General features: G+C 59.7%; 16 protein-coding genes and 2 pseudogenes. 11 read left to right on the top strand and 7 right to left on the bottom strand.

All coding sequences use genetic code 11. The annotated features are described in order from the left end of the window. Window positions 1-130: 130 nt before the first annotated feature. Both BN1117_RS10275 and BN1117_RS10270 read right to left on the bottom strand, forming a co-directional pair. Window positions 131-1,618: a chitinase gene (locus tag BN1117_RS10275; protein ID WP_082032587.1), complete on the bottom strand. Its 1,488-nt coding sequence runs from the start codon at window positions 1,616-1,618 to the stop codon at window positions 131-133. Window positions 1,619-1,922: 304 nt separating this feature from the next. Continuing rightward, a pseudogene (locus BN1117_RS10270) lies at window positions 1,923-3,144 on the bottom strand (methyltransferase). Window positions 3,145-3,337: 193 nt separating this feature from the next. Between BN1117_RS10270 and BN1117_RS10265 the strand changes: the two are divergent. Next, window positions 3,338-3,916: a PhnA domain-containing protein gene (locus BN1117_RS10265; protein WP_040097081.1), complete on the top strand. Its 579-nt coding sequence runs from the start codon at window positions 3,338-3,340 to the stop codon at window positions 3,914-3,916. 125 nt (window positions 3,917-4,041) lie between these two features. On the opposite strand, the gene phnX is transcribed toward BN1117_RS10265, so the two are convergent. From phnX to phnW, 3 genes are read right to left on the bottom strand one after another with little or no spacing between them, the layout of a single operon-like run. Then, complete coding sequence (gene phnX / locus BN1117_RS10260) at window positions 4,042-4,881, bottom strand: phosphonoacetaldehyde hydrolase (protein WP_052441487.1); 840 nt, start codon at window positions 4,879-4,881, stop codon at window positions 4,042-4,044. Continuing rightward, window positions 4,874-6,313 carry an aspartate aminotransferase family protein gene (locus BN1117_RS10255; RefSeq protein WP_040097075.1) on the bottom strand — a complete coding sequence of 480 codons (1,440 nt, stop codon included), beginning with the start codon at window positions 6,311-6,313 and terminating at the stop codon, window positions 4,874-4,876. Before BN1117_RS10255 ends, phnX begins: the two co-directional genes overlap by 8 nt. Then, window positions 6,310-7,452: a 2-aminoethylphosphonate--pyruvate transaminase gene (gene phnW / locus BN1117_RS10250; RefSeq protein WP_040097073.1), complete on the bottom strand. Its 1,143-nt coding sequence runs from the start codon at window positions 7,450-7,452 to the stop codon at window positions 6,310-6,312. The genes BN1117_RS10255 and phnW overlap by 4 nt, the downstream gene beginning before the upstream one ends. A gap of 275 nt (window positions 7,453-7,727) precedes the next feature. Between phnW and phnR the strand changes: the two genes are divergently transcribed. The 5 genes and pseudogenes from phnR (at window position 7,728) to BN1117_RS10225 (ending at window position 14,099) form a co-directional block, all read left to right on the top strand. Further along, window positions 7,728-8,435, top strand: coding sequence for a phosphonate utilization transcriptional regulator PhnR (gene phnR / locus BN1117_RS10245; RefSeq protein WP_029303195.1), 708 nt, complete (start codon window positions 7,728-7,730; stop codon window positions 8,433-8,435). A 120-nt stretch (window positions 8,436-8,555) separates the two neighbouring features. Then, complete coding sequence (locus tag BN1117_RS10240) at window positions 8,556-9,575, top strand: putative 2-aminoethylphosphonate ABC transporter substrate-binding protein (RefSeq protein WP_040097071.1); 1,020 nt, start codon at window positions 8,556-8,558, stop codon at window positions 9,573-9,575. A 272-nt stretch (window positions 9,576-9,847) separates the two neighbouring features. Continuing rightward, the gene (locus BN1117_RS10235; protein ID WP_040097069.1) at window positions 9,848-10,942 is read left to right on the top strand and encodes a putative 2-aminoethylphosphonate ABC transporter ATP-binding protein; all 1,095 of its coding nucleotides are present in this window, start codon (window positions 9,848-9,850) and stop codon (window positions 10,940-10,942) included. Further along, window positions 10,939-12,675 (top strand): putative 2-aminoethylphosphonate ABC transporter permease subunit, encoded by a 1,737-nt coding sequence (locus tag BN1117_RS10230; protein WP_040097067.1) that lies wholly within the window; start codon window positions 10,939-10,941, stop codon window positions 12,673-12,675. Before BN1117_RS10235 ends, BN1117_RS10230 begins: the two co-directional genes overlap by 4 nt. An 18-nt stretch (window positions 12,676-12,693) precedes the next feature. Then, window positions 12,694-14,099: pseudogene (locus BN1117_RS10225) on the top strand (FAD-dependent oxidoreductase). Window positions 14,100-14,262: 163 nt separating this feature from the next. Here the strand turns inward: BN1117_RS10225 and BN1117_RS10220 are convergent. Beyond that, a complete protein-coding gene (locus BN1117_RS10220; protein ID WP_040097065.1) occupies window positions 14,263-15,789 on the bottom strand; it encodes a fumarate hydratase in 1,527 nt (508 codons plus the stop codon). A 293-nt stretch (window positions 15,790-16,082) separates the two neighbouring features. Between BN1117_RS10220 and pabB the strand changes: the two genes are divergently transcribed. From pabB to BN1117_RS10205, 3 genes are all read left to right on the top strand, one after another. Next, window positions 16,083-17,366 carry an aminodeoxychorismate synthase component I gene (gene pabB / locus BN1117_RS10215; RefSeq protein WP_040097063.1) on the top strand — a complete coding sequence of 428 codons (1,284 nt, stop codon included), beginning with the start codon at window positions 16,083-16,085 and terminating at the stop codon, window positions 17,364-17,366. A 41-nt stretch (window positions 17,367-17,407) separates the two neighbouring features. After that, on the top strand, window positions 17,408-17,974 hold the full coding sequence (locus BN1117_RS10210; RefSeq protein ID WP_040097061.1) for a CoA pyrophosphatase: 567 nt from the start codon (window positions 17,408-17,410) through the stop codon (window positions 17,972-17,974). Between the two features lie 217 nt (window positions 17,975-18,191). Further along, window positions 18,192-19,490 carry a serine/threonine transporter gene (locus tag BN1117_RS10205; protein ID WP_040097060.1) on the top strand — a complete coding sequence of 433 codons (1,299 nt, stop codon included), beginning with the start codon at window positions 18,192-18,194 and terminating at the stop codon, window positions 19,488-19,490. A 548-nt stretch (window positions 19,491-20,038) separates the two neighbouring features. Here BN1117_RS10205 and sstT read toward each other — a convergent pair. Beyond that, the gene (gene sstT / locus BN1117_RS10195) at window positions 20,039-21,289 is read right to left on the bottom strand and encodes a serine/threonine transporter SstT (protein WP_040097057.1); all 1,251 of its coding nucleotides are present in this window, start codon (window positions 21,287-21,289) and stop codon (window positions 20,039-20,041) included. Window positions 21,290-21,645: 356 nt separating this feature from the next. Here sstT and BN1117_RS10190 point away from each other — a divergent pair, with 356 nt between their 5' ends. Next, window positions 21,646-23,559 carry a RecQ family ATP-dependent DNA helicase gene (locus tag BN1117_RS10190; RefSeq protein ID WP_040097055.1) on the top strand — a complete coding sequence of 638 codons (1,914 nt, stop codon included), beginning with the start codon at window positions 21,646-21,648 and terminating at the stop codon, window positions 23,557-23,559. Between the two features lie 597 nt (window positions 23,560-24,156). Then, window positions 24,157-26,079, top strand: coding sequence for a PrkA family serine protein kinase (locus BN1117_RS10185; protein WP_040097053.1), 1,923 nt, complete (start codon window positions 24,157-24,159; stop codon window positions 26,077-26,079). Window positions 26,080-26,091 lie beyond the last annotated feature (12 nt).

Genomic DNA, 26,091 nt, shown 5'->3' with positions numbered 1-26,091 from the left:
CAAGGGGGCAACATTGCCCCCTCTTTTTTGTCATACAATACTGGCTGCACATGCGCCAAAGGTGCTGAAAACCTGAGCACCTTTACCGCTTACCCACAGCCACGCTGGCACAGGAGCTCTCCCTTCTGAGTCAATCCGCAGCCGGCATAGCAATTGTCCTGGCCATCACCAATACCCACGGATCACCTTTAGCGGGTTCATCACCCTGAGTCCACCATTTGGCCTGATAGACGGCGCCCTTGTAGCTCACCTTGTTGCCCGAGGTATAAACCTTGCTGACCTCCCAGGCTGGCTGACCATCAACGGGTGGATCCACCGGATCAACCGGGGCGGGATCAAGCTTGGCGACGATCCGCACCTTCGGCCAGCTGGCATGGGAACCGTAGAAGTTGGTCACACACTTCTCGTAGTCACCCGGCACCAGCGCGGAATAAGCAGTCTGGAAGCCCACCAACTCGCACTCAAAGGAGTAGCCGCCGGGTCTGTCCGGGTAATATTTCCAGTTACCATCCCAGTTGGTGTAGAGCACGTCGGTGGCGCCGTTGAGATTGAGGCTGCCATAGGGGGTCTGCTGCCAGCAGGTGTTCTTCTCATCCGCCTTGATCGGGATCTGGTAGTGGTTGGCCAGCCCTTCCCAGTAGCGGATGCGATTGACCGGCTGCCCCTTGTCCTTGTTCTGCTCACCGCACTCGATACCGCCGTTGATGACGTTGATAGTGGTGCCAAAGCCATAGCCGATACCGGCGTCAGCTTCCCGTTTGGAAGGTACCCAGGTGCGGTCAATCACGTGCAGCATGGCCGGTTTCGGGGCCTGCGGGGTGAGGAAGAACCAGATGGCAGACGCGAGGTTAAGCCAGGAGTCCGCCACCAGCCCCGGGTTATTGAGCAGCACGGTCGCATCGCCGTCAAACATCGCTTCGGAGAAGGCGCCGTAGTTGAAGTGGTAGGAGAGCTGCTTGGCACCACGGCCGAAGTAACCCTGACCGGTCGCGCAGGGCCACTTCTTGTTCTGCCAATCGCTCTGGCCACAGCCGGTGGTGTAGCCGGTCTGTCCCTCTGACCAGCCCATCTCCCGCACATGCACCAACGCCTGCTGCCACTCCTCCAGTCCCAACGGGTTGTCGGAGACGTTATCCTTGGCAATATGGCCGCCGGTCTCCTGAGAGAAGTGGGCAAATGCCGTCACGATGGATGTTTTACAGATGGCATCTGAATCGCGCCCGTCGGCATATTCGCCGCAGAAGGCCGGAAATTTCCCGATGGCCCGCAAGAAGCGGACATAGGTATATTCCGGCGCAGCCATCTGGGTTAAAAACGCCCACTCATGTTTGGGGAATACTCGCTCAACCCGTTTTACGTTGTCAGGATTGCTTGCCAGACCCGGTTCAATGGCATCGACTATGTCATTTGACCGGGTGGCCAATGCCTTGGCCCATATTCCATACATGGGATTAGCTGTTTTGGCCTTTTCCACAGCGGCCAGATCCGGGGCCGCAATCACATATCCCCCCGCATTTTGCGGATCGGGTTGAATATTCATGGCTGCGCTCATTGCACTGTAACTTGGCAATGTGCAGGCAGCGGCAATCAGCCAGGCACAACGCTTGGGTTTGAACATGGATACCGTCCTTGTTTGGGAATAACGCGCTCCAAGAGTAGGTGCTCCAACAACTAAATTCACGATGAGAATTAAGAAATAAGCAGAATCTGTGAGCCATTTCACCTTGTGCCATTCAGCGCAACTGAAACGACATAAAAGAACTCAAACGATGACCACCTTGGCCTTTTAGTCACCAGTTTTCGGTGGTGCGAGAGGATCTGATGATCTGTCACCAGCTCATTGTTCGTGGTGAAAAAAATGACTGACACCCTCAGCCTGTCAGCCATCATCAAAGTTCAAAAAATACTCAAAAAGCCAGATATCAAGCGCGCACGGCACGGATCAGGATGTTGCGCGGGGTCATGGGTTTGGCGCAGAACTCCCCCACCTCAACCCGATAGCCCTGCTCTTGCAAAAAGAGCGCGCGATCCAGCGCCAACCAAATCTCGAGGGGACGGCGAAACAAGTGGCGCACCAGCTCCATCCGGGCAACATTGCCAAAGCGATGCTCCCCTTGTGCCAAAAAGGCGGGATAGTCGAGCCCGTCGGGCAACACAATCCCTTTGCGCTCAGCAGCCCAAACGCAAAATGCCTCGAAGGTGCCGGTCAGCAGGCTCTTTTGCATATTGGGGACCGGCAGGTACTCATCCACCCCGCGCACCTGACGCTGCAGGCAGTCAAACCCGAGCCGCCACACCACTTCCTGCTCGCGCAGACGAGCGATCCGCGCGCCGCCGGTCACCGTCTCCTGTAGCGGCAACTTGAGATCCGCTTTGCTCAACACCAGCTCGCTGGCCCGAGCCGCTGCCGACAGCGGGCGATAGTGGCTGGTGCGGATCAAGTGATAACAACAGGGAGAGATGGTCACCCCGCTGGCACTGCGCTCGGCCACCCGCTCCAGCAGATGGGTGTGCAACTCCCCGCAAGCATGAAGCGCCATGGCGTGGTGCTCGGGGGCGATCAACGCCGCCGATTCGGGGGCAAAGGCATCGGCGCAGGTAAAGGTCATATTGGCGCCATCCCGCTCGGCCAGCAGCCGACCTTCGTCACAGAGCTGCCCTTGCAGCTCCAGGCTGAGGATCGGAGCCCGTCGATGAAGTGACACCAGCCGTCCAAGATGCCCTTTGCCGGCGCACCACTCCAGATAGGGACCCTGATGGGCAGGCAGACAGGCGGTGAACGACTCGATTTGGGCCTGCTTGCGCCCCGGCATATGCAGTGCCATCTCCTTGCTGCAACTGATGGGCTCAGGGGTAAACGGGGCAAGCTGACTGAGTTGCTGCAGCTCGGCTCCCTCGGCAATCCAGGGGGCAAGAAGACTGCTGAGGGCATCCATATCCGCATCGAGCTCTGCCAACTGGCCGAGCGTCAGCCCATTGAGCAGCGCCGCCAGTTCGGGCGCCTCATCGGCAAAGGCCATGGTCAAATGATGATATGGCTGATATTGCCACCAGCGTCGGTAGCGGATGAGCAGTCGATCCAGTTGTTGAAAACGTTGAGCCAGCACGAATGCCCCCTGCCTTGCAGTCAAAAAGGAGGCTCATTCTAGCGATCCCGCTTTAAATTGCACTCCTGCCGGGCAGTAAACTGTCGTTTGGCATACAGGCAAGGGGACGGCTTAGACCCAGCTTGCAGCCCAACCAGACAAAGTGCAGGGTTTTATGCTATACTCCGCCCCCTCTTTCACGCGCCCCGCCCAACGCGGGTCGCTTTACCAGTAGCTATGGGACCAACAACATGACCATCAACGCCATCCTGCAAGCGCGCGCGGGCGCCAAGTGTGAACTGTGCAGCGCCGAACAGGCACTGACCGCCTTCGTGGTACCTCACTCCCCCGCCAGCGACGCTGAGCACAGCGTTGCTATCTGTGACACCTGCCGCGGCCAACTGGAACAACCGGAGACCCTGGTGGTCAACCACTGGCGTTGCCTGGGTGACAGCATGTGGAGCCAGGTGCCTGCGGTACAGGTAATGGCATGGCGCCAGCTCAAAACACTCTCCGGCAAGGGGGAAGTGTGGGCTCAGGACCTGCTGGACATGATGTACATGGAAGACGAGGCCAAGGCCTGGGCCGAAGCAGGAGTGGCTGACGAAGATGATGACAGCGTACCGACCCTTGACTCCAACGGCGCCGTGCTGCAAGAGGGCGACGCCGTCACCCTGATCAAGGATCTGGACGTGAAAGGCGCCGGTTTTACCGCCAAGCGCGGCACCCTGGTCAAAGGCATCCGTCTGACCAACAACCCGCTCCATATCGAAGGCAAGGTCAACGGCGTGCAGATCGTGCTGGTTGCGGCCTACCTGAAAAAGGCCTAAGCCCGCGCGACTGGGCAGCCGACAAAAGACACCCAAAGCGAGGGAGGCATGATGCCTCCCTCTTCTATTGCATCTGACTCATAAGCCGGTTGCGAACAATCGACATCAGAGCGCCGCTGCTCGGCTTAAGGCCGCTCGCCAGCGGCCAGACGACGGTTGATATCGGCGATAACCGGGGCGATATCTGCAAGGGTATCAATCACATAGTGCGCCCCCGCCGCCCGCAGTTTGGCCTCGGCCGGTGCGCGCCGGGCGGCGATCTCCGCCTCGCTCATGGCGGCAAACTCGTCCCAGGTGGCACCAAATTCGTTGCCGGAAACCGACAATCCCACCGTCCACATGCCCGCGTTAAGCCCTTCGCTGATACCCGGCACGGCGTCATCCACCTTGATGCAGCGATGCACCGCGCTCACTCCGAGCTCGATCACGTTGGCCAGCGCCATCCAGGGGCCGGGGCGACCGCCAGCCTTGAGATCGTCGGTGGCGACCCAGTGATCCGGCCGATAGCCGTGATCGGCCGCAGCAGGTACCAGCGCCTCCATCACCGGACGGGGGTAACCGGAACAGGAGCCGATGCGCAGCCCCTGACCCCGCAGAGCCTCCAGCACCGGCAGCACACCAGGGATGGGGGCAGCAAAGCGGGTCACGGCGGCAATCTGCAGCGGCATAAAGGTGTGATAAATGTGGTCCACCTCGGCGTGGCTCATGGGGTGACCGAAGCGGGCCTGCCAGCGCGCATCCACCGAGGGCAGACGGCCCAGCGCGGCGATATGATCCCACTTGCCAAGGCCCATGGGCTGGCGTGCTTCATCCAGGGTCACGGGGAAGTCATAGGCGCGGGCGAAGGCCTCGACGAAGATGGAGGTAGGGGCGAAGGAGCCGAAATCGACGACGGTGCCAGCCCAGTCGAGGATCAGCGCCTCTAGGTCGGTGATCGGATCTACAGCAATCTGCAAGTCAGTCATGGTGGTATTCCTGTTTCGGTGAAAGTGCGATCTCGCCGAGGGCGCGATCGAGAATGGCGATGGCGCGCACCAGATCGGCGCGGGCGATATTGAGCGGTGGCGAGAGCTGGATGACATTGCCCTGAGAGACCTTGAAGCTGAGCCCCAGCTCCAGACAGCGGTAGAGCAGCCGCTCGGCGGCCTGGCTATTGCGGGTGCGACTCTGATGATCGACCACCAGATCGAGCGCCCAGAGCAAACCGATGCCGCGCACCTGGCCGATCAGCGGGTGACGCTCAGCCAACTTGCCGAGCTCGGCCGCCATAAAGCGGCCATCCTCCTGCGCTTTTACAAGCAACCCCTCTTCGCGGATTGTCTCTATAGTGGCGAGGGCCGCCGCGCAGCCGATAGGGCTCTTCTCGTGGGTGTAGTGACCGAGCGAAATAGCTGCGGCCTGATTGAACCGGTCGCGGGTGATGAGCGCCGCAAACGGTACTACCCCGCCCCCCAGCCCCTTGCCCAGACAGATGATGTCGGGCTCGATGCCGAACTCTTCAAAGCTGAACCAGTGGCCGGTGCGACCCAAAGCATTCGGGATCTCGTCGACGATCAACAGCACCTTGTGGCGATCGCAGATCTCCCGCACCCGCTGCCAGTAGGCCTTCGAGGGCACCTGCACATCGGTGTTGCGGATGGGCTCGGCGATAAAGGCGCCAATGCCACCCTCCTTCTCGATGACGTACTCCAGATAATCGGCGTAGTGCAGGTCATCCCCCTCCCCGCGATACCAGACGCCGCGATAACGGGTGGGGGGCGGGATGCGCTCCACTCCGGCCATCAAGGGGCCCATTCCTGCGCGAAAGCAGGCCTCGCCGCCGACCGAGATGGCATCGAGGGAGGCGCCGTGAAAGGCATCCCAGAGAGACACCACCTTGCTGTTGCCGGTGATGAAACGGGCGAGCTTCAGGGCAATCCCCACCACCTCGCTGCCACCAGGGGCGAACAGCACCCGGTTGAGATCGCCCGGGGCCAGCTCGGCCAGGGTGCGGGCGCAGTCGATGGCGACCTGATGGGTGTAGCGGCGGGGCGCGAACGGCAGATCGGCGAGTTGCTGCTGCACCGCAGCCACCACCCTGGGGTGACCGTGACCCAGCTGATGGACGCTGTTGCCGTGAAAATCGAGATACCGTTTGCCCGATACACTGGTCAGCCAGCTCCCCTGCGCGCGTTCAAGCAGATCGAGACAGGGGGTGGAGAGGGCCTGATGGAGAAAGTAGCGGCTATCCTCCGCCAATCCGGCCTTTACATCTTCGCTCTGGCCCGCCCACCAGCGCGCCCGCCCCGCGCCGAGGTTGATATCCCCTTCGCTATCGGCGCGGCCGCTGCCGTGCAGCTTATGGTCATGCAAATCGCGGCCACGCAGATCACGACCCTGAGCCAGCATGCTGGTCATCGCGCGTCCCCTTGCCAGTAGCAGGCGCTGGCCATGGCGGCAAGCAGATCGCGCACCCGCTCAGGGGTCACGTCGCCGATATTGCCGATACGGAAGCAATCGGCCTGGGAGACCTTGCCCGGATAGATGACAAAACCCTGCCCCTTGAGCCGCTGGTAGAAGTCGGCGAAGCGGTAGTCCGGGTGCGCCGGAGAGTAGAAGGCGGTGATGATGGGAGATTGCCACTGCTCGGGCAGCAGCGGTTCAAAGCCAAGCGCCGCCATCCCCGCCACCAGGGTGCGCTGATTCTCGCTATAGCGCCGATGACGGGCGGCAATGCCCCCCTCTTCGTCCAGCTCGCGCAGGGCCTGGGCAAAGGCGAGTACGGTATGGGTGGGCGAGGTAAAGCGCCACTTGCCCCCCTGCTGCTCCATGGTCTGCCACTGGGCATGCAGGTCGAGGGAGACCGAGCGGGCACGACCGGCGCAGGCCGTGAGCGCCACGCGGCGGGCGATGACGAAGCCAAAACCCGGCACCCCCTGAATGCACTTGTTGGCCGAGCTGATAAGAAACTCGATGCCAAGGCGCCCCATGTCGATGGGGATGCCGCCAAAGCTGCTCATGGCATCGACGATCAGGCGAATGCCACGGCGCTGGCAGAGCTCGGCCACCTCGTCGAGCGGGTTGAGCATGCCGGTGGTGGTCTCGCAGTGCACCATGGCCAAGTGGGTGATCTCGGGGTGGCATGCCAACATCGCCTCAATGGCGGCGGGTTCCGGACGGGTGGTCTCGCCGCAATCGAGCTCATGGTGACGCAGGCCAAGGCAGCGGGCCATCTCCCCCATGCGGGCACCGTAGGCGCCGTTGTTGATGATCAGCAGACACTCATCGACGCCTATCGCCGAGCCCAGCACGCTCTCCACCACATAGCTACCGCTCCCTTGCAGCAGCACGGCGCTGTAGTCACTTTCATATTCAGGGCCAGTTGCCAGCCGCACCAGCTCGCGGCGGATGGGCTCCACCACGCCCTGGTTGTAGTCCGCATCCCAGGTGCAGCTGTCTTGCAGCATGGCGGCGCGCACCGTGGCGGTGGTCGAGAGGGGGCCCGGGGTCAGCAGCAGGTAATCGACGGCGGCGGGGGCCGCAGGAATATGGGTCATGACTTCGCTCCTTTTGGTATATACCAGAATGAGCGCATTGTGGGTAACTGCCCCGCCAAGGTCAAAGGGGTGGGGCTACGTGCAACAAAAAATTCATTTTCAGCGCCGGGATCGCGATAATCTAGAAAGCCTGAACAGAGGTGCGATTCTGGTATCTACCAATGCATCTTGATGTCGCCGTTTAACGACCGCGCAAATGACCTGCCTGTGCCCAGTCGATTGCCCAACGCATTGCACAACTTATTGCATAACTTATTGCAAAACCAGGGATTTTCATGAGCAAACCGCAATATCTGCAGATCAAGGATGCCCTCGCCAACCAGATCCTGGCGGGGGGGCTGGCCCCCAACGACAAGCTTCCCTCCGAGCGGCTGCTGGGGGAACTCTATGGCACCACCAGAGTCACCATCCGCGAGGCACTGGTACAGCTGGAGGCGAACGGCCTTATCTATCGGGAGGATCGCCGCGGCTGGTTCGTCACCCCGCCGCGTTTCAGCCTCAACCCCAGACGCACCTCCAACTTTCACCAGATAGTGCGGGAGCAAGGGGGTGAGCCGCGCACCGAACTGCTGGAGAAAAGCCGCCAGGCGGTGCCGCCCGCGTTGATGGCGCAACTGCAGCTCAAGCCGTTCGACAGCCTCTTTTTGCTCAAGCGGCTGCGCTACGCCAACGGGCGCGCCATCTGCTACTGCGAGAATCACTGCCTGCCAGAGCGAGTGCCCGGCCTGCTGGAGCTGGATCTCAACGGCAGCCTGACCGAGATCTATCAGGCCCATTACGATCTTCACTACGCCCGCATGCAGGTGCGCTTCTTCCCCACCGCCCTGCCGGACGAGGTGGCCAAGGCGCTGGGAGCCACCGCCGGTCTCCCCGCCCTGCGCCTCGAGCGACTCAACTTTGATCAGCACGGCCGGGTGCTCGACTTCGATCTGGAGTACTGGCGCCACGACAGTCTGGAGATCGAGGTGGATACCCAGGATTAGTCACGGATATATCAGGAACAGGAAAACGTCACGGGGCTGTCACGGTCACGTCATAAAAATCCCCTAGCCTCTCGCTCGACCAATCTGGTTTATACCAAGCCAACTTATATGGAGAAGAGGATGAAACAGGGAACCCATCTGCTGGCCGCCGCCGTGCTGGCTGCCATGACCGCCCCGGCACTGGCCGCGACCGATCTCACCGTCTACACCGCCTTCGAACCGGAGCAGCTCAACGAGCTGAAAACCGCGTTCGAGCGCCAGCATCCGGACATCAACATCAAGTGGGTGCGTGACTCCACCGGCGTAGTCACCGCCCGCTTGCTGGCAGAAAAAGCGCAGCCCAAGGCGGATGTGGTGTGGGGACTGGCCGCCACCAGCCTGATGCAGCTCGATCAGCAGCAGATGCTCAATGCCTATGCACCGAAAGGATTGGAGAAGCTCGACAGCCGCTTTCGCGACAGCAGGGCCGAGCCGCACTGGATCGGTCTGGACGCCTTCTTCAGCGCCATCTGCTTCAACAAGGTAGAGGCGGAGAAACAGGGGATCCCGGCGCCGACCAGCTGGGCTGATCTCACCAAGCCCATCTACAAGGGCAAGGTGATCATGCCCAACCCCAGCTCCTCCGGCACCGGTTACCTGAGCGTTGCTGGCTGGCTGCAGACCATGGGTGAGCAGCAGGGCTGGCAATTTATGAACGGCCTGCACCAGAACATCGACCGTTACACCCACTCGGGCTCCGCCCCCTGCAAGCTGGCCGCCAGCGGTGAAACGGTGATCGGTATCTCCTTCGACTTCCCGGCTACCAGCCTCAAAGCCAAGGGTGCCCCCATCGAGGTGGTCTTCCCGACCGAGGGGTCGGGTTGGGATATGGAAGCTGCCGCCATCATCAAGGGCACCCCCAAGCTGGATGCCGCCAAACAGCTGCTCGACTTTGCCGCCACCGAACAGGCCAACGCCCTCTACAACAAATCGTTCGCCGTGGTCGCCATCCCCGATGTGGCCCAACCGAGAGCGGGCTATCCGGCGGATATCAAAGGCCAGATGATCGACAACGACTTTAGCTGGGCTGCCCGCGAGCGTAACGCCATCCTGGCCCAGTGGAGCGCCAGCTTCGACGGCAAGACCGAAGCCAAGCAGTAAGCGTCAAGGGCGGCGGTTTGTTCACGCCAGACACACAGCCGCCAATAAACTGCCAGTCGAAGGCCAACAGCTGTTGGCCTTCACTTTTTGGTTTTAACTTCCCGAGTTTGCATTGCCTTCAATTAGCGATGCTTAGTCCATTCGCACAGTGCCCAGCCACTTGCTGGTGACCCGATCTCATTTGACTGTCATCAAGCTGTCATCCCCCGATCACCTGACCGTCACACTTCACCCGCAAACTGGTATATACCAAATCAGTAGCGAGTCGAACCATGACCCAGCCCTATCTGGACATTCAACATCTCAACAAGCAGTTCGGTGCTTTTCAGGCCCTCAAGGGGATCTCTCTGACCATTGAGCCGGGGGAGTTTATCTGCTTTCTCGGCCCCTCCGGCTGCGGCAAGACCACCCTGCTCAGAGCCATCGCCGGGCTGGATCTGCCGGACAGCGGCGAGATCTGGCAAGGGGGACGCAATATCTCCCAGCTGCCGCCCCAGCAGCGCGACTTTGGCATCGTGTTTCAGTCCTATGCCCTCTTCCCCAACCTGACGGTGGCCCAGAACATCGCCTTCGGCCTTGAGAATCAGGGGCTGGCACGGGATCTCATCAAGGAGCGGGTCGATCACTGGCTGGGGCTGGTGGATCTCACTGCCCAGTCCCACAAATACCCGAGCCAGATCTCAGGCGGCCAGCAGCAACGGGTGGCGCTGGCCCGGGCGCTCGCCCTCTCCCCCGGCCTACTGCTGCTGGACGAACCGCTCAGCGCCCTGGATGCGCTGGTGCGCACCCATCTTCGTAGCGAGATCCGCGCCCTGCAGCAGCGCCTTGGCATCACCACCATCATGGTGACCCACGATCAGGAAGAGGCGCTGACCATGGCCGATCGCATCGTGGTGATGGAGGGTGGCCGCATCGTGCAGGTGGGCACCCCGCAGGAGATCTACCACCAGCCTGCCAGCCGTTTCGTGGCAAGCTTTGTCGGCACCATGAACTTCCTCGAGACCCTGGTGCTGAGCCCCACCCAGGTGCGCTTAAACGAACAACCGCTGACACTTGCCAACCAGGCCGCGGCAGGCAACAAATTGCAGGTGGCAATCCGCCCCGAGGCGATCACGCTAAGCGCGCCGAGCGAGCCGTATCTTGGCCAACATGGCGTTGAAGCAACCATCGAACAGGTGGAGTTTCTCGGCGCTGCCCAGCGGCTTATCTGCACCGCCGACACCTATCTTGGTCCGCAGCAAATTCTGGTGGAGCGCCCGACCCACGGACTGCCCCACCACGAACAGGGGGGCTGGCGCAGCGGCATGCGCTGCTCGCTGCACTGGCCCGCCGGAGCGATGCAGCTGTTTGAAGGAGAGCGCCCATGACAGCCCCTTTTGCGACCTCCTCCCTGCTGCCACCAGTGACAGCCCGCCAAGACTCTCGCTGGCAGCGGCTCTGTCGCGGCTGGAGCCGGGATCAGCTGCTGCAACTGATCCTGCTTCTGCTTGGCATTGCCCTGCTCACCGGCGGCCTGCTACTGCCGCTGCTCACCATGTTGCAAAAGAGCCTGCAGGATGAAAACGGCCTCTGGGTGAGCTTTGCCAACTTCAGCGCCTACTTCGACTCCCCTCATCTGGGGCGCACCATTGGCAACACCCTCTGGCTCGGGGTGCTGATCACCGCGCTGGTGGTGACCATCGCTTTTGGCTACGCCTATGCCCTCACCCGCACCTGCATGCCGGGCAAGAGCCTGTTTCGCCTCATCGGTTTGATCCCGCTCCTGATGCCCTCCCTGCTGCCCGCCATCAGCCTGGTCTACTGGTTTGGCAATCAGGGGATCGCCAAGGGGCTGCTCGGTGGCGAGAGCATCTACGGTCCCATCGGTATCGTCATTGGCCTTGGCTTCTGGTGCTTCCCCCACGCCCTGATGATCCTCATCACGGCGCTAGGCCAGAGCGACGCCCGCCTCTATGAAGCCTCCCGGGTGCTGGGCAGCAGCGGCTGGCGCACCTTTGTCACCGTCACCCTGCCTACCGCCCGTTATGGCCTGCTCAGCGCCGCCATCGCCGTCTTCACCCTTACCATCTGCGACTTCGGGGTAGCCAAGGTGATTGGCGGCCAGTACAGCGTGCTGGCTACCGACATCTACCGGCAGGTGATCGGAATGCAGAACTTTTCCCTCGGCGCCGTTGCCAGCGTCACCCTGCTGCTGCCGGCACTGTTGAGCTTTGCCCTGGAGCACAGGGTACGCAGCAAGATGCAGGAGCAGAGCAGCACCAAGGCGGTGCCCTATCAACCCAAACCCCATCGGCTGCGTGATCTGCTGGCGCTCGGCTGGTGCACGCTCTGGGCCCTGCTGTTTCTGGCGCTGGTGGGGATGGCGGTTTACGGCTCTCTGGTGCAGTTCTGGCCCTACAACCTCGCTCTGACGCTGGATCACTACGCCTTTGACAGCAACAGCGTCTATGGCTGGCAGCCCTTTACCAACACCTTGAAACTGGGCCTCTATACCGCGCTTATCGGCACCGTGCTGGTGATGGTGCTGGCCTGGGCACAGGAGAAGGGACGCCACTTCGCGCCGCTGCGCCAGTTGCTGCATCTGCTCGCCATGCTGTCGCTGGCGGTGCCCGGCATGGTGCTGGGGCTGGGTTACATCTTCTTTTTCAACGGCAATCCGCTCTTTGGCAGCCTCTATAGCACTCTGCCGCTGATGGTGCTCTCCTGCGTCATCCACTACTACACGGTGGGCCATATGACGGCGCTGACCAGCCTCAAGCAACTGCCCAAGGAGCTGGAGCTGGTGGCCATCTCATTGCGCATTCCGCTCTGGAAGGCGTTCTGGCGGGTCACCCTGCCCGCCTCCCTGCCAGCGCTGCTGGAGATCTTTATCTATCTGTTCGTCAACGCCATGACCACCACCTCGGCGGTGATCTTCCTCTATTCGAGCGACAGCGTGCTCGCCTCCATCGCCGTGCTGAACATGGAGGATTCCGGCGATACCGCCGCGGCCGCCGCCATGGCCACCCTGATCCTGCTGGCCGCCGCCACCGTCAAGCTGCTCCAGCTCTTTTTGAGCCGCGCCCTGCTGGATCGCACCCAGCGCTGGCGCCACCAATAACCTTATCGAGGAGTCATCATGTCCACTCTCCCCTTCTGGCTGGCCGAAGCGCTCGCCGCCGAACAACCCGCACAACCCACGCCACTTCACGGCAACCACGAGGCCGATGTCTGCATCGTCGGTGGCGGCTTTACCGGGCTGTGGAGCGCCATCGCCCTTAAACAGGCCGAGCCCCACCTGCACGTCATAGTGCTGGAAAAAGATCGCTGCGGCAGCGGCGCCTCCGGGCGCAACGGCGGCTGCCTGCTCACTTGGTCGGCCAAGTATTTGACCTTAAAGCGCCTCTTTGGCGAAGAGCAGGCAGCCTGGCTGGTACAAAGATCCGAGCAGGCGGTACACGAGATCGCCCACTTCTGCGCAGCGCACAACATAGAGGCTGAGCTGAGGGTCGAGGGCACTTGCTACACCGCCACCAGCGAGGCCCAGCGCGGCCTGATGGAGCCGGTATTGCAGGAACTCAAACGCGCAGACCTTAACCAGTGGCAAGTGATTGAAGAGGATAAACTGGCGAGCCAGAGCGGCTCCCACGTTCATCTGGAGGGGCTCTACAGCCCCCACGCCGGTTCGGTGCAACCGGCACTGCTGGTGCGCGGCCTGCTGCGGGTGGCGCGGGAACTGGGGGTCGAGGTTTATGAACACTCCCCCATGCAGCGCCTTGAGGCGGGTCAGCCTGCACGGGTGCAAACGCCTCAGGGTGAGGTGCGTGCCCGCAAGGTGGTGTTGGCCCTCAACAGCGCCATGACGGCGCACTTTCGCGAGTTTCGCCGCAGCATAGTGCTGGTCTCCTCCGATATGGTGATAACCGACCCCGCGCCGGATGCACTGGCCGCCCAGCAGCTTGCGCACGGCCGCTCCGTGGTGGATGGCCGCACCTTTGTCCACTACTACCGCGCCACCCCGCAAGGGCGGCTGATGCTGGGCAAGGGGGGCAACACCTTCGCCTTTGCCAACCGCCATCTGGCCGAGTTCGATGCCCCCAGCCGTTATCTTGCCCCCCTCACCCGCACCCTGCGCCGCTTCTTTCCGGCGCTCAAAGAGGTGCCCATCGCCGCCAGCTGGTGCGGCGCCTCCGACCGCTCGGTGGATGGCCTCCCCTTCTTCGGCCACTGGCGAGGGCAGCCCAATATCGTCTATGGCCTCGGCTATTCCGGCAACGGGGTGGCCCAGAGCTGGATCGGCGGCCAGATCCTGGCGGCCCTAGTGAGAGACGAGGTGCGGGAGGAGGACAAACCGTGGCGCGACTGCGCCCTGGTCAGCGGCCCGCGCGGCTATTTTCCGCCCGAGCCATTCCGCTGGCTGGGGCCATGGCGGTGCGCAACGCCATCCGGCGCAAGGAGCGGGCGGAAGATGAGAACCGCCCGGTGGCCTGGTATGACAAACAGCTGGCCAAACTTGCCGATGCCGCAGGCAAAGCGGACAAATAGCCACCCTTTCAGGTTCAGCCATGTCAATCGCGAGCACAGTGCCAGGCGGAAAAAGCAGATCGGCGAGCCCTGCTCAGACATCTTTGCAGCATAAAAAGGCGCATCCGGATGGATGCGCCTTATTTAGCTAACACAGCCGTTAACCGGCAGCGGAAACGGTCACTCAGGAGGAGAGCTTGCCATCCAGCTCGGCAATCTTGGCCGACCAGTAGGCTGGGCCGGTTTCGTGGATATTGTTGCCTTCGGAGTCGACCGCTACGGTCACCGGCATATCTTCCACTTCAAACTCGTAGATAGCTTCCATACCCAGGTCGGCAAAGGCCACCACGCGGGCTTTCTTGATCGCCTTGGCCACCAGATAGGCGGCGCCACCAACGGCCATCAGATAAACAGCCTTGTGCTGCTTGATGCTCTCGACGGTTTTCGGGCCACGCTCGGATTTGCCGATCATCCCGATAAGGCCGGTTTCACCCAGCATCATCTCGCTGAACTTGTCCATCCGGGTGGAGGTGGTGGGGCCAGCCGGGCCAACTACTTCGTCACGCACCGCATCAACCGGGCCAACGTAATAGATGAAGCGGTTGGTGAAATCGACCCCTTCCGGCAGCCCTTCGCCATTTTTCAGCATGTCGGCGATACGCTTGTGGGCGGCGTCGCGGCCGGTGAGGATCTTGCCGGAGAGCAGCACGGTATCACCGCTCTTCCAGCTGGCAAGCTCAGCCTTGGTGATGCCGTCGACGTTGACGCGGCGCACGTTGCCACCCGCTTCACGGGTGATCTCCGGCCAGTCGCTCAGTGTCGGCGGCGTCAGTTCGGCGGGGCCTGAACCATCCAGCTCGAAGTGAACGTGACGGGTGGCGGCGCAGTTGGGGATCATCACCACCGGATTGGAGGCAGCGTGAGTTGGCGCGGATTTCACCTTCACATCCAGCACAGTGGTAAGACCGCCCAGACCCTGGGCACCGATCCCCAGCTTGTTGACCTTGTCGTAGAGCTCGACCCGCAGCTTCTCTTCGGTGGTCTTGGGGCCGCGGGCGATCAGCTCCTGAATGTCGATGTGCTCCATCAGGGCCTCTTTGGCCAGCACCGCCGCTTTCTCGGCGGTACCGCCGATACCGATGCCCAGCATGCCGGGCGGGCACCAGCCTGCGCCCATGGTCGGCACGGTTTTCAGCACCCACTCGACGATATCGTCAGAGGGGTTGAGCATCACCATTTTGGATTTGTTCTCGGAGCCGCCGCCTTTGGCCGCGATGCTCACTTCCACCTTGTTGCCGGGGATCATGTCGATATGCACCACGGCAGGGGCGTTGTCCTTGGTATTCTTGCGACTGCCGGCCGGATCGGCCAGCACGGAGGCGCGCAACGGGTTGTCAGGATTGGTATAGGCACGACGGGTCCCTTCATCCACCATCTCCTGCACTGTCATGTCGCTGTCCCACTGCACTTGCATGCCGATCTTGACGAAACAGGTCACGATGCCGGTGTCCTGGCAGAGGGGGCGATGACCTTCGGCGGACATGCGGGAGTTGATCAGGATCTGGGCCAGCGCATCTTTGGCGGCCGGGTTGGCTTCCCGATCATAGGCAGCCTTGGCAGCCTGAACGAAGTCGAGGGGGTGGTAATAGGAGATGTACTGGAGGGCATCTGCGATAGAATCGATGAAATCCTGTTTTTTTATAATGCTCATATCATCCTCACTGGTCCTTGTCTCTGCCACAGAGCAGGGCAAGGGCTTCCATATGATGGCCGTGCTGACGTGCTGGCTAAAAACTATCAACCAGCAAAAAACGAACGACACGGCAGTTTTTTCTTAAGTCACCGATACCTATGATACGCTTGCCCACCAGCACCGACTAGGGTTCGGGAACTAAACTGTTGCCTGTGTAACATAAAATGACGCCAACACTTCATATCCATCATCTAGATCATCACGCTGAACTCCATCAGCTTTTTGCCCGCCTGCAACATCAGCCGTGGGCCATGTTGCTGGAATCGGCGGGGCCACTCGGCACCGATAACGGCTTTGATATCATTAGCGCCGATCCGCTGGCGACCCTCGAGACCCGTGGCGAGGTAACCACTCTGCGTGCCGGGGCGGATATCAGCAAACACCACGAAGATCCCCTCGCCCTGCTGGCCCATACCCAGCAACAGCTGCTGGGGGATCTGGAACTGCGCGCCACCTCCCTTCCCTTTATTGGCGGCGCCCTCGGTCTGTTTGGCTATGATCTCGGCCGTCGCTTCGAGCGACTGCCGGAACACGCCGCCGCCGATATCGCGGTGCCAGACATGGCGGTGGGCATCTACGACTGGGCGCTGCTGCGCAATGTGGCGACCGGTGACTGGCAACTGGTGCACTGGGGGGATGAAGCGGGCCTTGCCAACCGGCTGGCCTGGCTTGAACAGCAACAGGCCACACCGGCCCCCGCTTTTGCCTTGCAGGGGGCGTGGCAGAGCAATATGAGCCGCGCCGAGTATGGCGAGAAATTTGCCCGCATTCAGGAATATCTTGCCGCAGGGGATTGCTACCAGATCAACCTGACCCAGCGTTTCAGCGCCCCCTATCAGGGGGATGAGTGGCAGGCCTATTGCCTGCTGGCAAGCGCCAACAAGGCCCCCTTCTCAGCCTTTATCCGCCTGCCGGAGAGCGCGCTGCTGAGCCTCTCCCCCGAGCGGTTTCTGCTGCTTGATGGCCGTCATATCGAGACCAAACCCATCAAGGGCACTCGCCCTCGCCACCCCGATCCGGCGACCGATCGACAAGTCGCGCTGGCGCTGGCGCAGGCGGACAAGGACAGATCAGAGAATCTGATGATCGTTGATCTGCTGCGCAACGACATCGGTCGGGTCAGCCGGCCGGGCTCGGTCAGCGTGCCTCATCTCTTTGCGGTGGAGTCGTTTCCGGCGGTACATCATCTGGTCTCCACCATCCACGGTGAGCTCGATACACGTTGGCAAGGAGTCGATCTGCTGCGTGCCTGTTTCCCGGGTGGCTCCATCACCGGCGCCCCCAAGATCCGCGCCATGGCGATCATCGAAGAGCTTGAGCCCCAGCGCCGCAATGCCTATTGCGGCAGCATCGGCTATCTCAGCCAGCATGGCCGGATGGACACCAGCATCTGCATTCGTACCCTGATCGCCGAAGCGGGTCGTCTGCACTGCTGGGCCGGTGGCGGCATCATCGCCGACTCCGATGCCGACAGCGAATATCAGGAGACCTATGACAAGGTCGCCCGCATTCTGCCGCCCCTCTCGGCACTGTAACCCTCCCACTGTCAGGCCAACGCACAGGAGAGCTCCCCGCCATGGATCGCCACGAACTGCTAACCCGCTTCCAGTTGCAGCAACCCGCACCAGCCCATCGTCTGGCCATTGGCGGGCTCAGTCCGGCGGCGGTGCTGATCCCTGTGGTGGAGCGCAATGAAGGACTCACGGTACTGCTCACCCGGCGCAGTACCCGGTTGCGTCACCATGGCGGGCAGATCAGCTTTCCCGGTGGACGACAGGATCCCGGCGACGAGAACCTGATTGCCACGGCGCTGCGGGAGACCGAAGAGGAGCTCGGTATTCCACCGCAGTTGGTCGAAGTGATCGGCACCCTCAACCCGCTCAATACGGTGTCACGATTCGAGGTACTGCCGGTGCTGGGGCTGCTCGATAGCCACTATCCCCTCATTCTGAGTCCGGATGAGGTGGATCATGCCTTCGAAGTACCCTTGATCCATTTGCTGGATCGGCACAACCACATCCCCCTGAACCTCGCCAGAGGGGGAAAACAGCACACCATCTACTGGATCCCTTGGCAACAGCACTTTATCTGGGGGGCCACCGCCAGCATGATCAACCAGCTAGCCCAGCAGCTATCAAAATAACATCTCATTTACACACCGTAGAGCAACATTTAATCATTAACATTAAACTAACAAGACAAATGATAAACAAAATTTGATTTTTTACTGTTTTGATCACGTTTCTGCAAGAAAGTGAGGGTTTTCACTCCATGGAGATGAATTTGATCAACATTTTCTCCGGGAAAGATCGTATCCTTGCCGCCGATTTAATAAGAACCACACATTCGGGGTGAGATAGATGTCAAACACAGTCACTGGCACGCAGGGAGTTGCGGCCTCAACAGAGCAAGGGATCAGCTCTACTCAAGCTACTCGTTGGCAAAAACGCGACTCTACCTGGGTCATCAGCCTGTTCGGGACCGCGGTTGGCGCGGGGATCCTGTTCCTGCCGATCAACGCGGGTATGGGCGGTTTCTGGCCGCTGGTGGTGATGGCGCTGCTGGTGGGCCCCATGACTTATCTGGCCCACCGTGGTCTGGCCCGCTTCGTACTCTCCTCCAAAAAGCCCAATGCCGACATCACCGAAGTGGTGGAAGAGCACTTTGGCGTGGGAGCCGGTAAATTAATCACCCTGCTCTACTTCTTCGCCATCTACCCCATCGTGCTGATCTACGGCGTGGGTATCACCAACACCGTCGAAAGCTTTATGGTCAACCAGTTGCAGATGAGTGCCCCGCCCCGCTGGATCCTCTCCATCGTGCTGATCATGGGCATGATGTCGGTGATGCTGGCCGGTGAGAAACTGATGCTGAAAGTGACCGAGTTTCTGGTTTATCCGCTGATCGTCATTCTGGCCGGTATCTCTTTGTACCTCATTCCGGACTGGACCGGTGCCGCGCTGGAGCAAGTGCCCTCTGCCAAGGATTTCGCCACCACCCTGTGGCTGACCATCCCGGTACTGGTTTTCTCCTTCAACCACAGTCCAGCCATCTCCAGTTTCTCTTTGGCCCAGCGCCGTGACCACGGTGAGCAAGCCGTCGAGAAAGCCGATGCCATCCTCAAACGTACCGCCATGGTACTGCTGGGCTTCGTGATGTTCTTCGTCTTCTCCTGCGTGATGAGCCTGACTCCGGCCCAACTGGCAGAAGCCAAAGCCCAGAACATCGCCGTGCTATCCTATCTGGCCAACCAGCACGAGAGCCCCCTTATCTCTTACTTCGGTCCGCTGGTTGCGTTCGTTGCCATCGTCTCCTCCTTCTTCGGTCACTATCTGGGTGCCCGTGAAGGTCTGAAAGGGATGATCATGCAGAACCTGCGTAACTCCGGCAAAGAGCCGAACGCCAAGAAAGTCGAGATGTTCATCATCGCCTTCTTCATCCTGACCCTGTGGGGCACAGCCATTGCCAACCCCTCCATTCTGGGCATGATTGAATCGCTGGGCGGCCCCATCATCGCGACCATCCTGTTCATCATGCCGATGTACGCCATCAAGCGCGTACCGGCCATGGCGAAATATCAGGGCCATATCAGTAACGTATTCGTGACTGTGATGGGCATGACCGCCATCTCCGCCATCCTCTATCAGCTGGTCGGTTAATCCCCCCAACCTGCCGCTGATCACAAAAAGCCAGCCGAATAGTCGGCTGGCTTTTTTAGCTCCGCGTTCTGAGCCTCCGTGATGTCTCAGCTCCCTCTTTATTATCCTCCACTCTCTTTGCTCAGCAGCGCCTTGGCTGAACATGCCCGAGAGTTCACCATAAACGCTCCCATGCCCGCAGAACACTATCACCAACTCGTTTACTTCCCCCTCCCGTGATGGCGTATCTGCCAGGGCTAATCTGCCGCAGCCATACATTTCCGCTCATTGGTGATGCAGCCATATCTCTCAACTCCGGATTATCCCATGTCAATCACGCTCTTCAGCTCGGGCGAGCTTGCAAAAAAGATGCATAGCGCACAACAAAAGAAGGGAACAATACCCAAAGTGATAGGTATAAAGAGCAAGATATGCGCTGAACAAGGGCGGCAGAATGCCCGGCATATCAGCCAAAGAGCCTGCTTAAAGAGGAAAAGAGAGCAAATCCGGCAATAAAAAGCGCCCTCCGAAGAGGGCGCAAGTGTGTTGCAAAACTGACCTTTACTGGATCAGGCTTCGCGGCTCGCTATCGGAGCCACATCCAGCAGGGTTTCATCTTCGGCCATGCAGGCCGCAGCGGTGAAGAGTACGTCGGTGGAGCTGTTAAGGGCTGTCTCGGCAGAATCCTGCAGCACACCGATGATAAAGCCGACAGCCACCACCTGCATGGCGATGTCATTGCTGATGCCAAACAGACTGCACGCCAACGGGATCAGTAGCAAGGAGCCACCGGCGACACCGGATGCGCCACAGGCGCTGACCGTGGCAACCACAGAGAGCAGCACGGCCGTTGCCATATCCACTTCCATCCCCAGGGTATGTACCGCCGCCATGGCCAGCACTGTGATGGTGATGGCCGCACCGGCCATGTTGATGGTGGCACCCAGCGGGATGGAGACCGCGTAGGTATCTTTGGGCAGACGCAGTTTGTCACACAACGCCATGTTGACCGGGATGTTGGCGGCAGAGCTGCGGGTAAAGAAGGCGGTCACGCCGCTCTCTTTGAGGCAGGTCAGCACCAGCGGATAGGGGTTGCGCTTGATCTTCCAGAAGACGATCAACGGGTTGACCACAAAGGCGATAAACAGCATGCAGCCGATCAGCACCACCAGCAGTTGGGCATAGCCAAACAGGGCGTCGAAGCCGGTCTCTGCCAGCGTGGAGGCAACCAGACCCAGAATACCGAGCGGGGCACAGCGGATCACCGCTTTCACAATGGTGGAGACACCGTGAGAGAGGTCGGTGATCAGCACCTTGGTGCTCTCGTTGGCATGGCGCATGGCGATACCCAGACCGATAGCCCACGCCAGGATCCCGATATAGTTGGCATCCAGCAACGCCCTGACCGGGTTAGTCACCACGTTGAACAGCAGGGTCTGAAGTACCTCGGTGATCCCGCCTGGCGGGGTGATCTCGGCGGTATTCGCCACCAGATGTAGATTAGTGGGAAACAGGAAGCTGGCGATCACCGCCACCAAGGCAGCGGCAAACGTACCAAACAGATAGAGCACCAGCAGCGGGCGAATATTGGTCTTTTGACCCTGCTTGTGGCCGATAATAGCTGCCATCACCAGCACAAATACCAGTAACGGAGCGACCGCTTTCAGCGCGCCGACAAACAGAGCGCCGAGCAGACCTGCCGTTTGCGCCCACTCGGGTGCAAATAGTGCCAGCAAGATACCGAATACCAGACCAACCAGGATCTGGCTGACCAGACTGGTGCTATTGACCAGCCGAAAGAGGGGGTGTTGTTGTGTCATCAAAAATGTCCCTAAGCACCGCAGTGCATGAATCATGAGTCCTGTCTGCAACCCCCATCGGGAAACCCCTGTCCCCCGAGTGGGATGTCTGTGGCCAGCCTTCTGTCGGGCCGCTCCGCCAGTCACCGGATTGCATAACGGAATATCCCATTCACTCTCTTTTTTTTCCAGCAACTCACCAAAAAATATTCCGTTTTCATCACAAAAAACCGCAACAAAAGCTTAACCGCAGCGCAACCACCCATTTTTGTACATTTTATCGACACTCTCTACCTTCCATTTTTACGCCCATTCCTGTCCCATCCGTGACCGATGTGACTGTGCTATCATCCCCCCATTTGCTGCGGAGCCTTGCCATGATCCCATCCCTGCTCAACCACTATTTTGGTTTCTCCGCACTCAGGCCTGGCCAGGAGGCGGTGATCAGCCGGGTGCTGGCTGGCCAGAGTGCCGCCGCCATCTTTCCCACCGGATCCGGCAAGTCCCTCTGTTATCAGCTGCCCGCCCTCGCCCTGCCTCACCTGACCCTGGTTATCTCGCCCCTGCTGGCACTGATGCACGATCAGCTCGCCTTCCTCAAAAGCAAGGGAATAAGCGCCGCCACCCTCGACTCAAGCCAGAGCCCGGAGGAGAGCCGACGAGTGATGCAGCAGGCGCTGGATGGCCAGCTCAAGATCCTGATGATCTCGGTGGAGCGACTCAAGAACGAGCGCTTTCGCCGCTTTATCCAGCAAGTGCCGCTCTCGCTGCTGGTCGTCGATGAGGCGCACTGTATCTCGGAGTGGGGCCACAACTTTCGCCCCGACTACCTCAAGCTGCCGAGCTATCGCCATGAGCTGAAGATCCCGCAGGTGTTGCTGCTGACCGCCACCGCCACACCGGCGGTGATTCAGGATATGCAGACCAAATTCGGCATCGAACCGGAGGGGGTCGTGGTCACCGGTTTCTACCGATCCAATCTTGATCTGGCGGTCATTCCCCTGGCGCCCGAGGCGCGAGATAGCTGGCTCGTGCAGGAGTTGGCCAACGATCCGGCGGCCCCCACCATCGTCTACGTCACCTTGCAACACACCGCCGAAGCCTGCGCCGAACAGCTCATTGGGCAAGGGATCAACGCCCGCGCCTATCATGCCGGACTCGATTCGGCGCTGCGCAGTCAGATCCAGCACGACTTCATGGCAGGCAAGGTGGCTTGCATCGTCGCCACCATCGCCTTTGGCATGGGGATCGACAAAGCGGATATCCGGCGGGTCATTCACTACGATCTGCCCAAATCTATCGAAAATTACAGTCAGGAGATTGGCCGCGCCGGACGGGATGGCCAGCCATCACACTGTATCGTGCTGGCCAATCAGAGCCAGCTGCCGGTGCTGGAGAACTTCGTCTACGGCGATACGCCAGATTTGAGTGCCATCCTCCAGCTGCTTGCCATCATCAAGCAGAGCGGGGCCGAGTGGGAATTCACCCTGCTGCGCCTATCTAACGACACCAACATTCGCCAACTGCCCCTCAAAACCCTGCTGGTCTATCTGGAAATGGCGGGCATCATCACTCCGGCCTACAGCTATTACGCCGACTACCGCTTCAAATTTGTGCTGGATAAAGGCGAGATAGTGAGCCGCTTCAATCCGGAACGCCGCCAGTTTCTGGAGCAGCTGTTCGCCTGTGCCCCGCAAGCGCGCAGCTGGTGCACCATGGACTTTGACGCCCTCTGGCAAGGTTATCAGGGTGAGCGGCAGCGGGCTGTGGCCGCGCTCGACTACCTGCAACAGCAGGGCTGGATCGAACTTGAAAGCAAGCAGATGACCGAGGTCTACCGGATCACCCGTCAGGGATGGAACAACGAACAAGAGGCAAACGCCCTGCACGCCCTGTTCCTGCAAAAAGAGCATAGCGAGCTGGCCAGACTGCAAGCCATGCTCGACTTTTTCACCTCGGATGAGTGCCTGAGCCACCGCCTCGCCCGCTATTTTGCCGATGAGTTGGCGCCAGTTCATTGTGGCCACTGTTCGGTTTGTCGTGGTGAGGTAGCCCATCTTCCTCCCCTGCCCCAACTGGCCATGCCAAACGAGGGGGGGATCCGCGCCTGGTGCGATCCGCTCATTGCCAAGACCGGTTCGGTGGATGCTCGGGTGCTGGCCCGTTTCCTGTGCGGTATCGCCACACCGCTGACCAGCCGGGTCAAGGCCAAATCGCTGGCGGGCGCAGGTCAGCTGGCCGCACACCCGTTTGCCCGCGTCCTGGCGGCAGTGCAACAAGCCTATCCTTAAGTGTTTATCACTGACAGCCACAACTCCCGCTGACAGCAATACCTCTTTGGCTAACGCTAAAAAAGAAGACCCTCGCGGTTGCGAGGGTCAAGCCAACGGAAACGTGCTTAAACAGAGCTTGGTGAGGCAACCGTCAACTCTCTTGCTAAAGCCTCTTGCTGCTCACACATGGCCAATCTAGGGCACCCAAAATGTAGCGTCAATGTAAAAATTAGAGCAAAAGACCTATCCCGGGCGATTTACGTTGACGTATACGTAATGATTTTTTTGTTTATATCCCTGCCAACCCGCACTGTAACTGCCCTCTATCTTTTCCCCTCTTCTCTTTATTCGATCTGTTTTCATTTTCCGAAAAACATTTATTTTTTATGTCTTTGACATTTACCTCACTATCATGGCAAAAATAATTTAACAGTCAGTAACATAGCGGTGTTGTTGACTGACCCTCCCCGCACAAGGACCGGGCAGGTTTCTTCACAATTTAACCTATCAACCGTAATGGATTACTGGAGGCTGTTGACTAGGCTTTAAAAGCACACAACACAAAAGCAGTCATCCACTTTTTTCAGGGTAAGCGACTATAACGAGGGCAAAGTTATGGGCATATTCGAGCATTACCAACAGCGATATGAAAAAGCGAGAGAAGAGGAATATACCATCCAGGAGTTCCTGGATATGTGTAAGCAGGACAAAGCCTGCTACGCCTCTGCCGCCGAACGTCTGCTGACCGCCATCGGTGAGCCGGAGATGGTAGACACCTCAGCCAACCCCAGACTGAGCCGACTCTTCTCCAACCGCGTCGTGGCACGCTATCCCGCCTTCAAAGATTTCTACGGGATGGAAGAGGCCATCGAACAGATCGTCTCCTACCTCAAACACTCCGCCCAAGGGCTGGAAGAGAAGAAACAGATCCTCTATCTGCTGGGCCCGGTTGGCGGCGGTAAATCCTCACTGGCAGAGAAACTCAAATCCCTGATGCAGAAAGTGCCCATCTATCGCATCAAGGGCTCACCGGTCAATGATCACCCCTTCTGCCTGTTCGATATCGAAGAGGATGGCGAACTGCTGGAGAAAGAGTACGGCATCCCGCGCCGTTACCTGCGTCCTATCATGTCACCCTGGGTTGCCAAGCGGCTGCACGAGTTTGGCGGCGACATCACCAAGTTCAAGGTGGAGAAGGTCAACCCCTCCATCCTCGATCAGATCGCCATTGCCAAAACCGAGCCGGGGGATGACAACAACCAGGATATCTCCTCACTGGTCGGCAAGGTCGACATCCGCATGCTGGAGCACTTCGCCCAGGATGATGCCGATGCCTACTCCTACTCAGGTGCGCTGTGCAAGGCAAACCAGGGGGTGATGGAGTTTGTGGAGATGTTCAAGGCGCCCATCAAGGTGCTGCACCCGCTGCTGACTGCAACCCAGGAGGGGAACTACAACGGCACCGAGGGGCTCTCCGCCCTCCCCTTTGACGGCATTCTGCTGGCCCACTCCAACGAATCCGAGTGGCAGCAGTTCCGCAACAACAAAAACAACGAAGCTTTCCTCGACCGGGTCTACATCGTCAAGGTGCCTTACTGCCTGCGCGTCTCGGAAGAGGTGAAGATCTACGAGAAGCTGCTGATCAACAGCGAACTGACCGAGGCCAAGTGCGCCCCGGGCACCCTCGAGCTGCTGGGCCAGTTCTCGGTACTGTCACGGCTGAAAGAGCCGGAGAACTCCAGCATCTACTCCAAGATGCGGGTCTATGATGGCGAGAGCCTCAAAGACACCGATCCCAAGGCGAAGAGCTATCAGGAGTATCGCGACTACGCAGGTGTGGATGAGGGGATGAATGGTCTCTCTACCCGCTTTGCGTTCAAGATCCTCTCCCGCGTCTTCAACTTCGACCACGCGGAAGTGGCCGCCAACCCGGTGCACCTCTTCTATGTGCTGGAGCAGCAGATCGAGCGCGAACAGTTCCCGCAAGAGCTGCATGATCGCTACCTTGAGTTCATCAAGGGCTATCTGACCCCGCGCTATGTGGAGTTCATCGGCAAGGAGATCCAGACCGCCTATCTCGAGTCCTACTCCGAGTACGGCCAGAACATCTTCGATCGCTACGTCACCTACGCCGACTTCTGGATCCAGGATCAGGAGTACCGTGACCCCGAAACCGGCCAGCTGTTTGACCGCGCGTCCCTCAACAGCGAGCTGGAGAAAATTGAAAAACCTGCCGGGATCAGCAACCCGAAAGATTTCCGCAACGAAATCGTCAACTTCGTGCTGCGTGCCCGGGCCAACAATGCAGGCCGTAACCCCAACTGGACCAGTTACGAGAAGCTGCGCACCGTGATTGAGAAGAAGATGTTCTCCAACACGGAAGAGCTGCTGCCGGTTATCTCCTTCAACAGCAAAACCTCGGCCGAGGAGCAGAAGAAGCACGATAACTTTGTCGAACGGATGATGGAGAAAGGCTACACCCGTAAACAGGTGCGCCTGCTCTCCGAATGGTATCTCAGGGTACGTAAGTCATCCTGACCCTGACTGTTC

This window comes from Aeromonas australiensis (assembly GCF_000819725.1).
Taxonomy (GTDB): domain Bacteria; phylum Pseudomonadota; class Gammaproteobacteria; order Enterobacterales; family Aeromonadaceae; genus Aeromonas; species Aeromonas australiensis.
This window is presented reverse-complemented; position numbering and strand designations above follow the sequence as displayed.

Bases quoted from the DNA above. Each gene is read 5' to 3' on its own strand.
- sstT (WP_040097057.1), bottom strand. From the start codon at position 21,289: ATGACACAACAACACCCCCTCTTTCGGCTGGTCAATAGCACCAGTCTG.
- BN1117_RS10190 (WP_040097055.1), top strand. From the start codon at position 21,646: ATGATCCCATCCCTGCTCAACCACTATTTTGGTTTCTCCGCACTCAGG.
- BN1117_RS10240 (WP_040097071.1), top strand. From the start codon at position 8,556: ATGAAACAGGGAACCCATCTGCTGGCCGCCGCCGTGCTGGCTGCCATG.
- phnW (WP_040097073.1), bottom strand. From the start codon at position 7,452: ATGACCCATATTCCTGCGGCCCCCGCCGCCGTCGATTACCTGCTGCTG.
- phnX (WP_052441487.1), bottom strand. From the start codon at position 4,881: ATGACTGACTTGCAGATTGCTGTAGATCCGATCACCGACCTAGAGGCG.
- BN1117_RS10230 (WP_040097067.1), top strand. From the start codon at position 10,939: ATGACAGCCCCTTTTGCGACCTCCTCCCTGCTGCCACCAGTGACAGCC.
- phnR (WP_029303195.1), top strand. From the start codon at position 7,728: ATGAGCAAACCGCAATATCTGCAGATCAAGGATGCCCTCGCCAACCAG.
- BN1117_RS10185 (WP_040097053.1), top strand. From the start codon at position 24,157: ATGGGCATATTCGAGCATTACCAACAGCGATATGAAAAAGCGAGAGAA.
- BN1117_RS10210 (WP_040097061.1), top strand. From the start codon at position 17,408: ATGGATCGCCACGAACTGCTAACCCGCTTCCAGTTGCAGCAACCCGCA.
- pabB (WP_040097063.1), top strand. From the start codon at position 16,083: ATGTTGCTGGAATCGGCGGGGCCACTCGGCACCGATAACGGCTTTGAT.
- BN1117_RS10235 (WP_040097069.1), top strand. From the start codon at position 9,848: ATGACCCAGCCCTATCTGGACATTCAACATCTCAACAAGCAGTTCGGT.
- BN1117_RS10265 (WP_040097081.1), top strand. From the start codon at position 3,338: ATGACCATCAACGCCATCCTGCAAGCGCGCGCGGGCGCCAAGTGTGAA.
- BN1117_RS10205 (WP_040097060.1), top strand. From the start codon at position 18,192: ATGTCAAACACAGTCACTGGCACGCAGGGAGTTGCGGCCTCAACAGAG.
- BN1117_RS10275 (WP_082032587.1), bottom strand. From the start codon at position 1,618: ATGTTCAAACCCAAGCGTTGTGCCTGGCTGATTGCCGCTGCCTGCACA.
- BN1117_RS10220 (WP_040097065.1), bottom strand. From the start codon at position 15,789: ATGAGCATTATAAAAAAACAGGATTTCATCGATTCTATCGCAGATGCC.
- BN1117_RS10255 (WP_040097075.1), bottom strand. From the start codon at position 6,313: ATGACCAGCATGCTGGCTCAGGGTCGTGATCTGCGTGGCCGCGATTTG.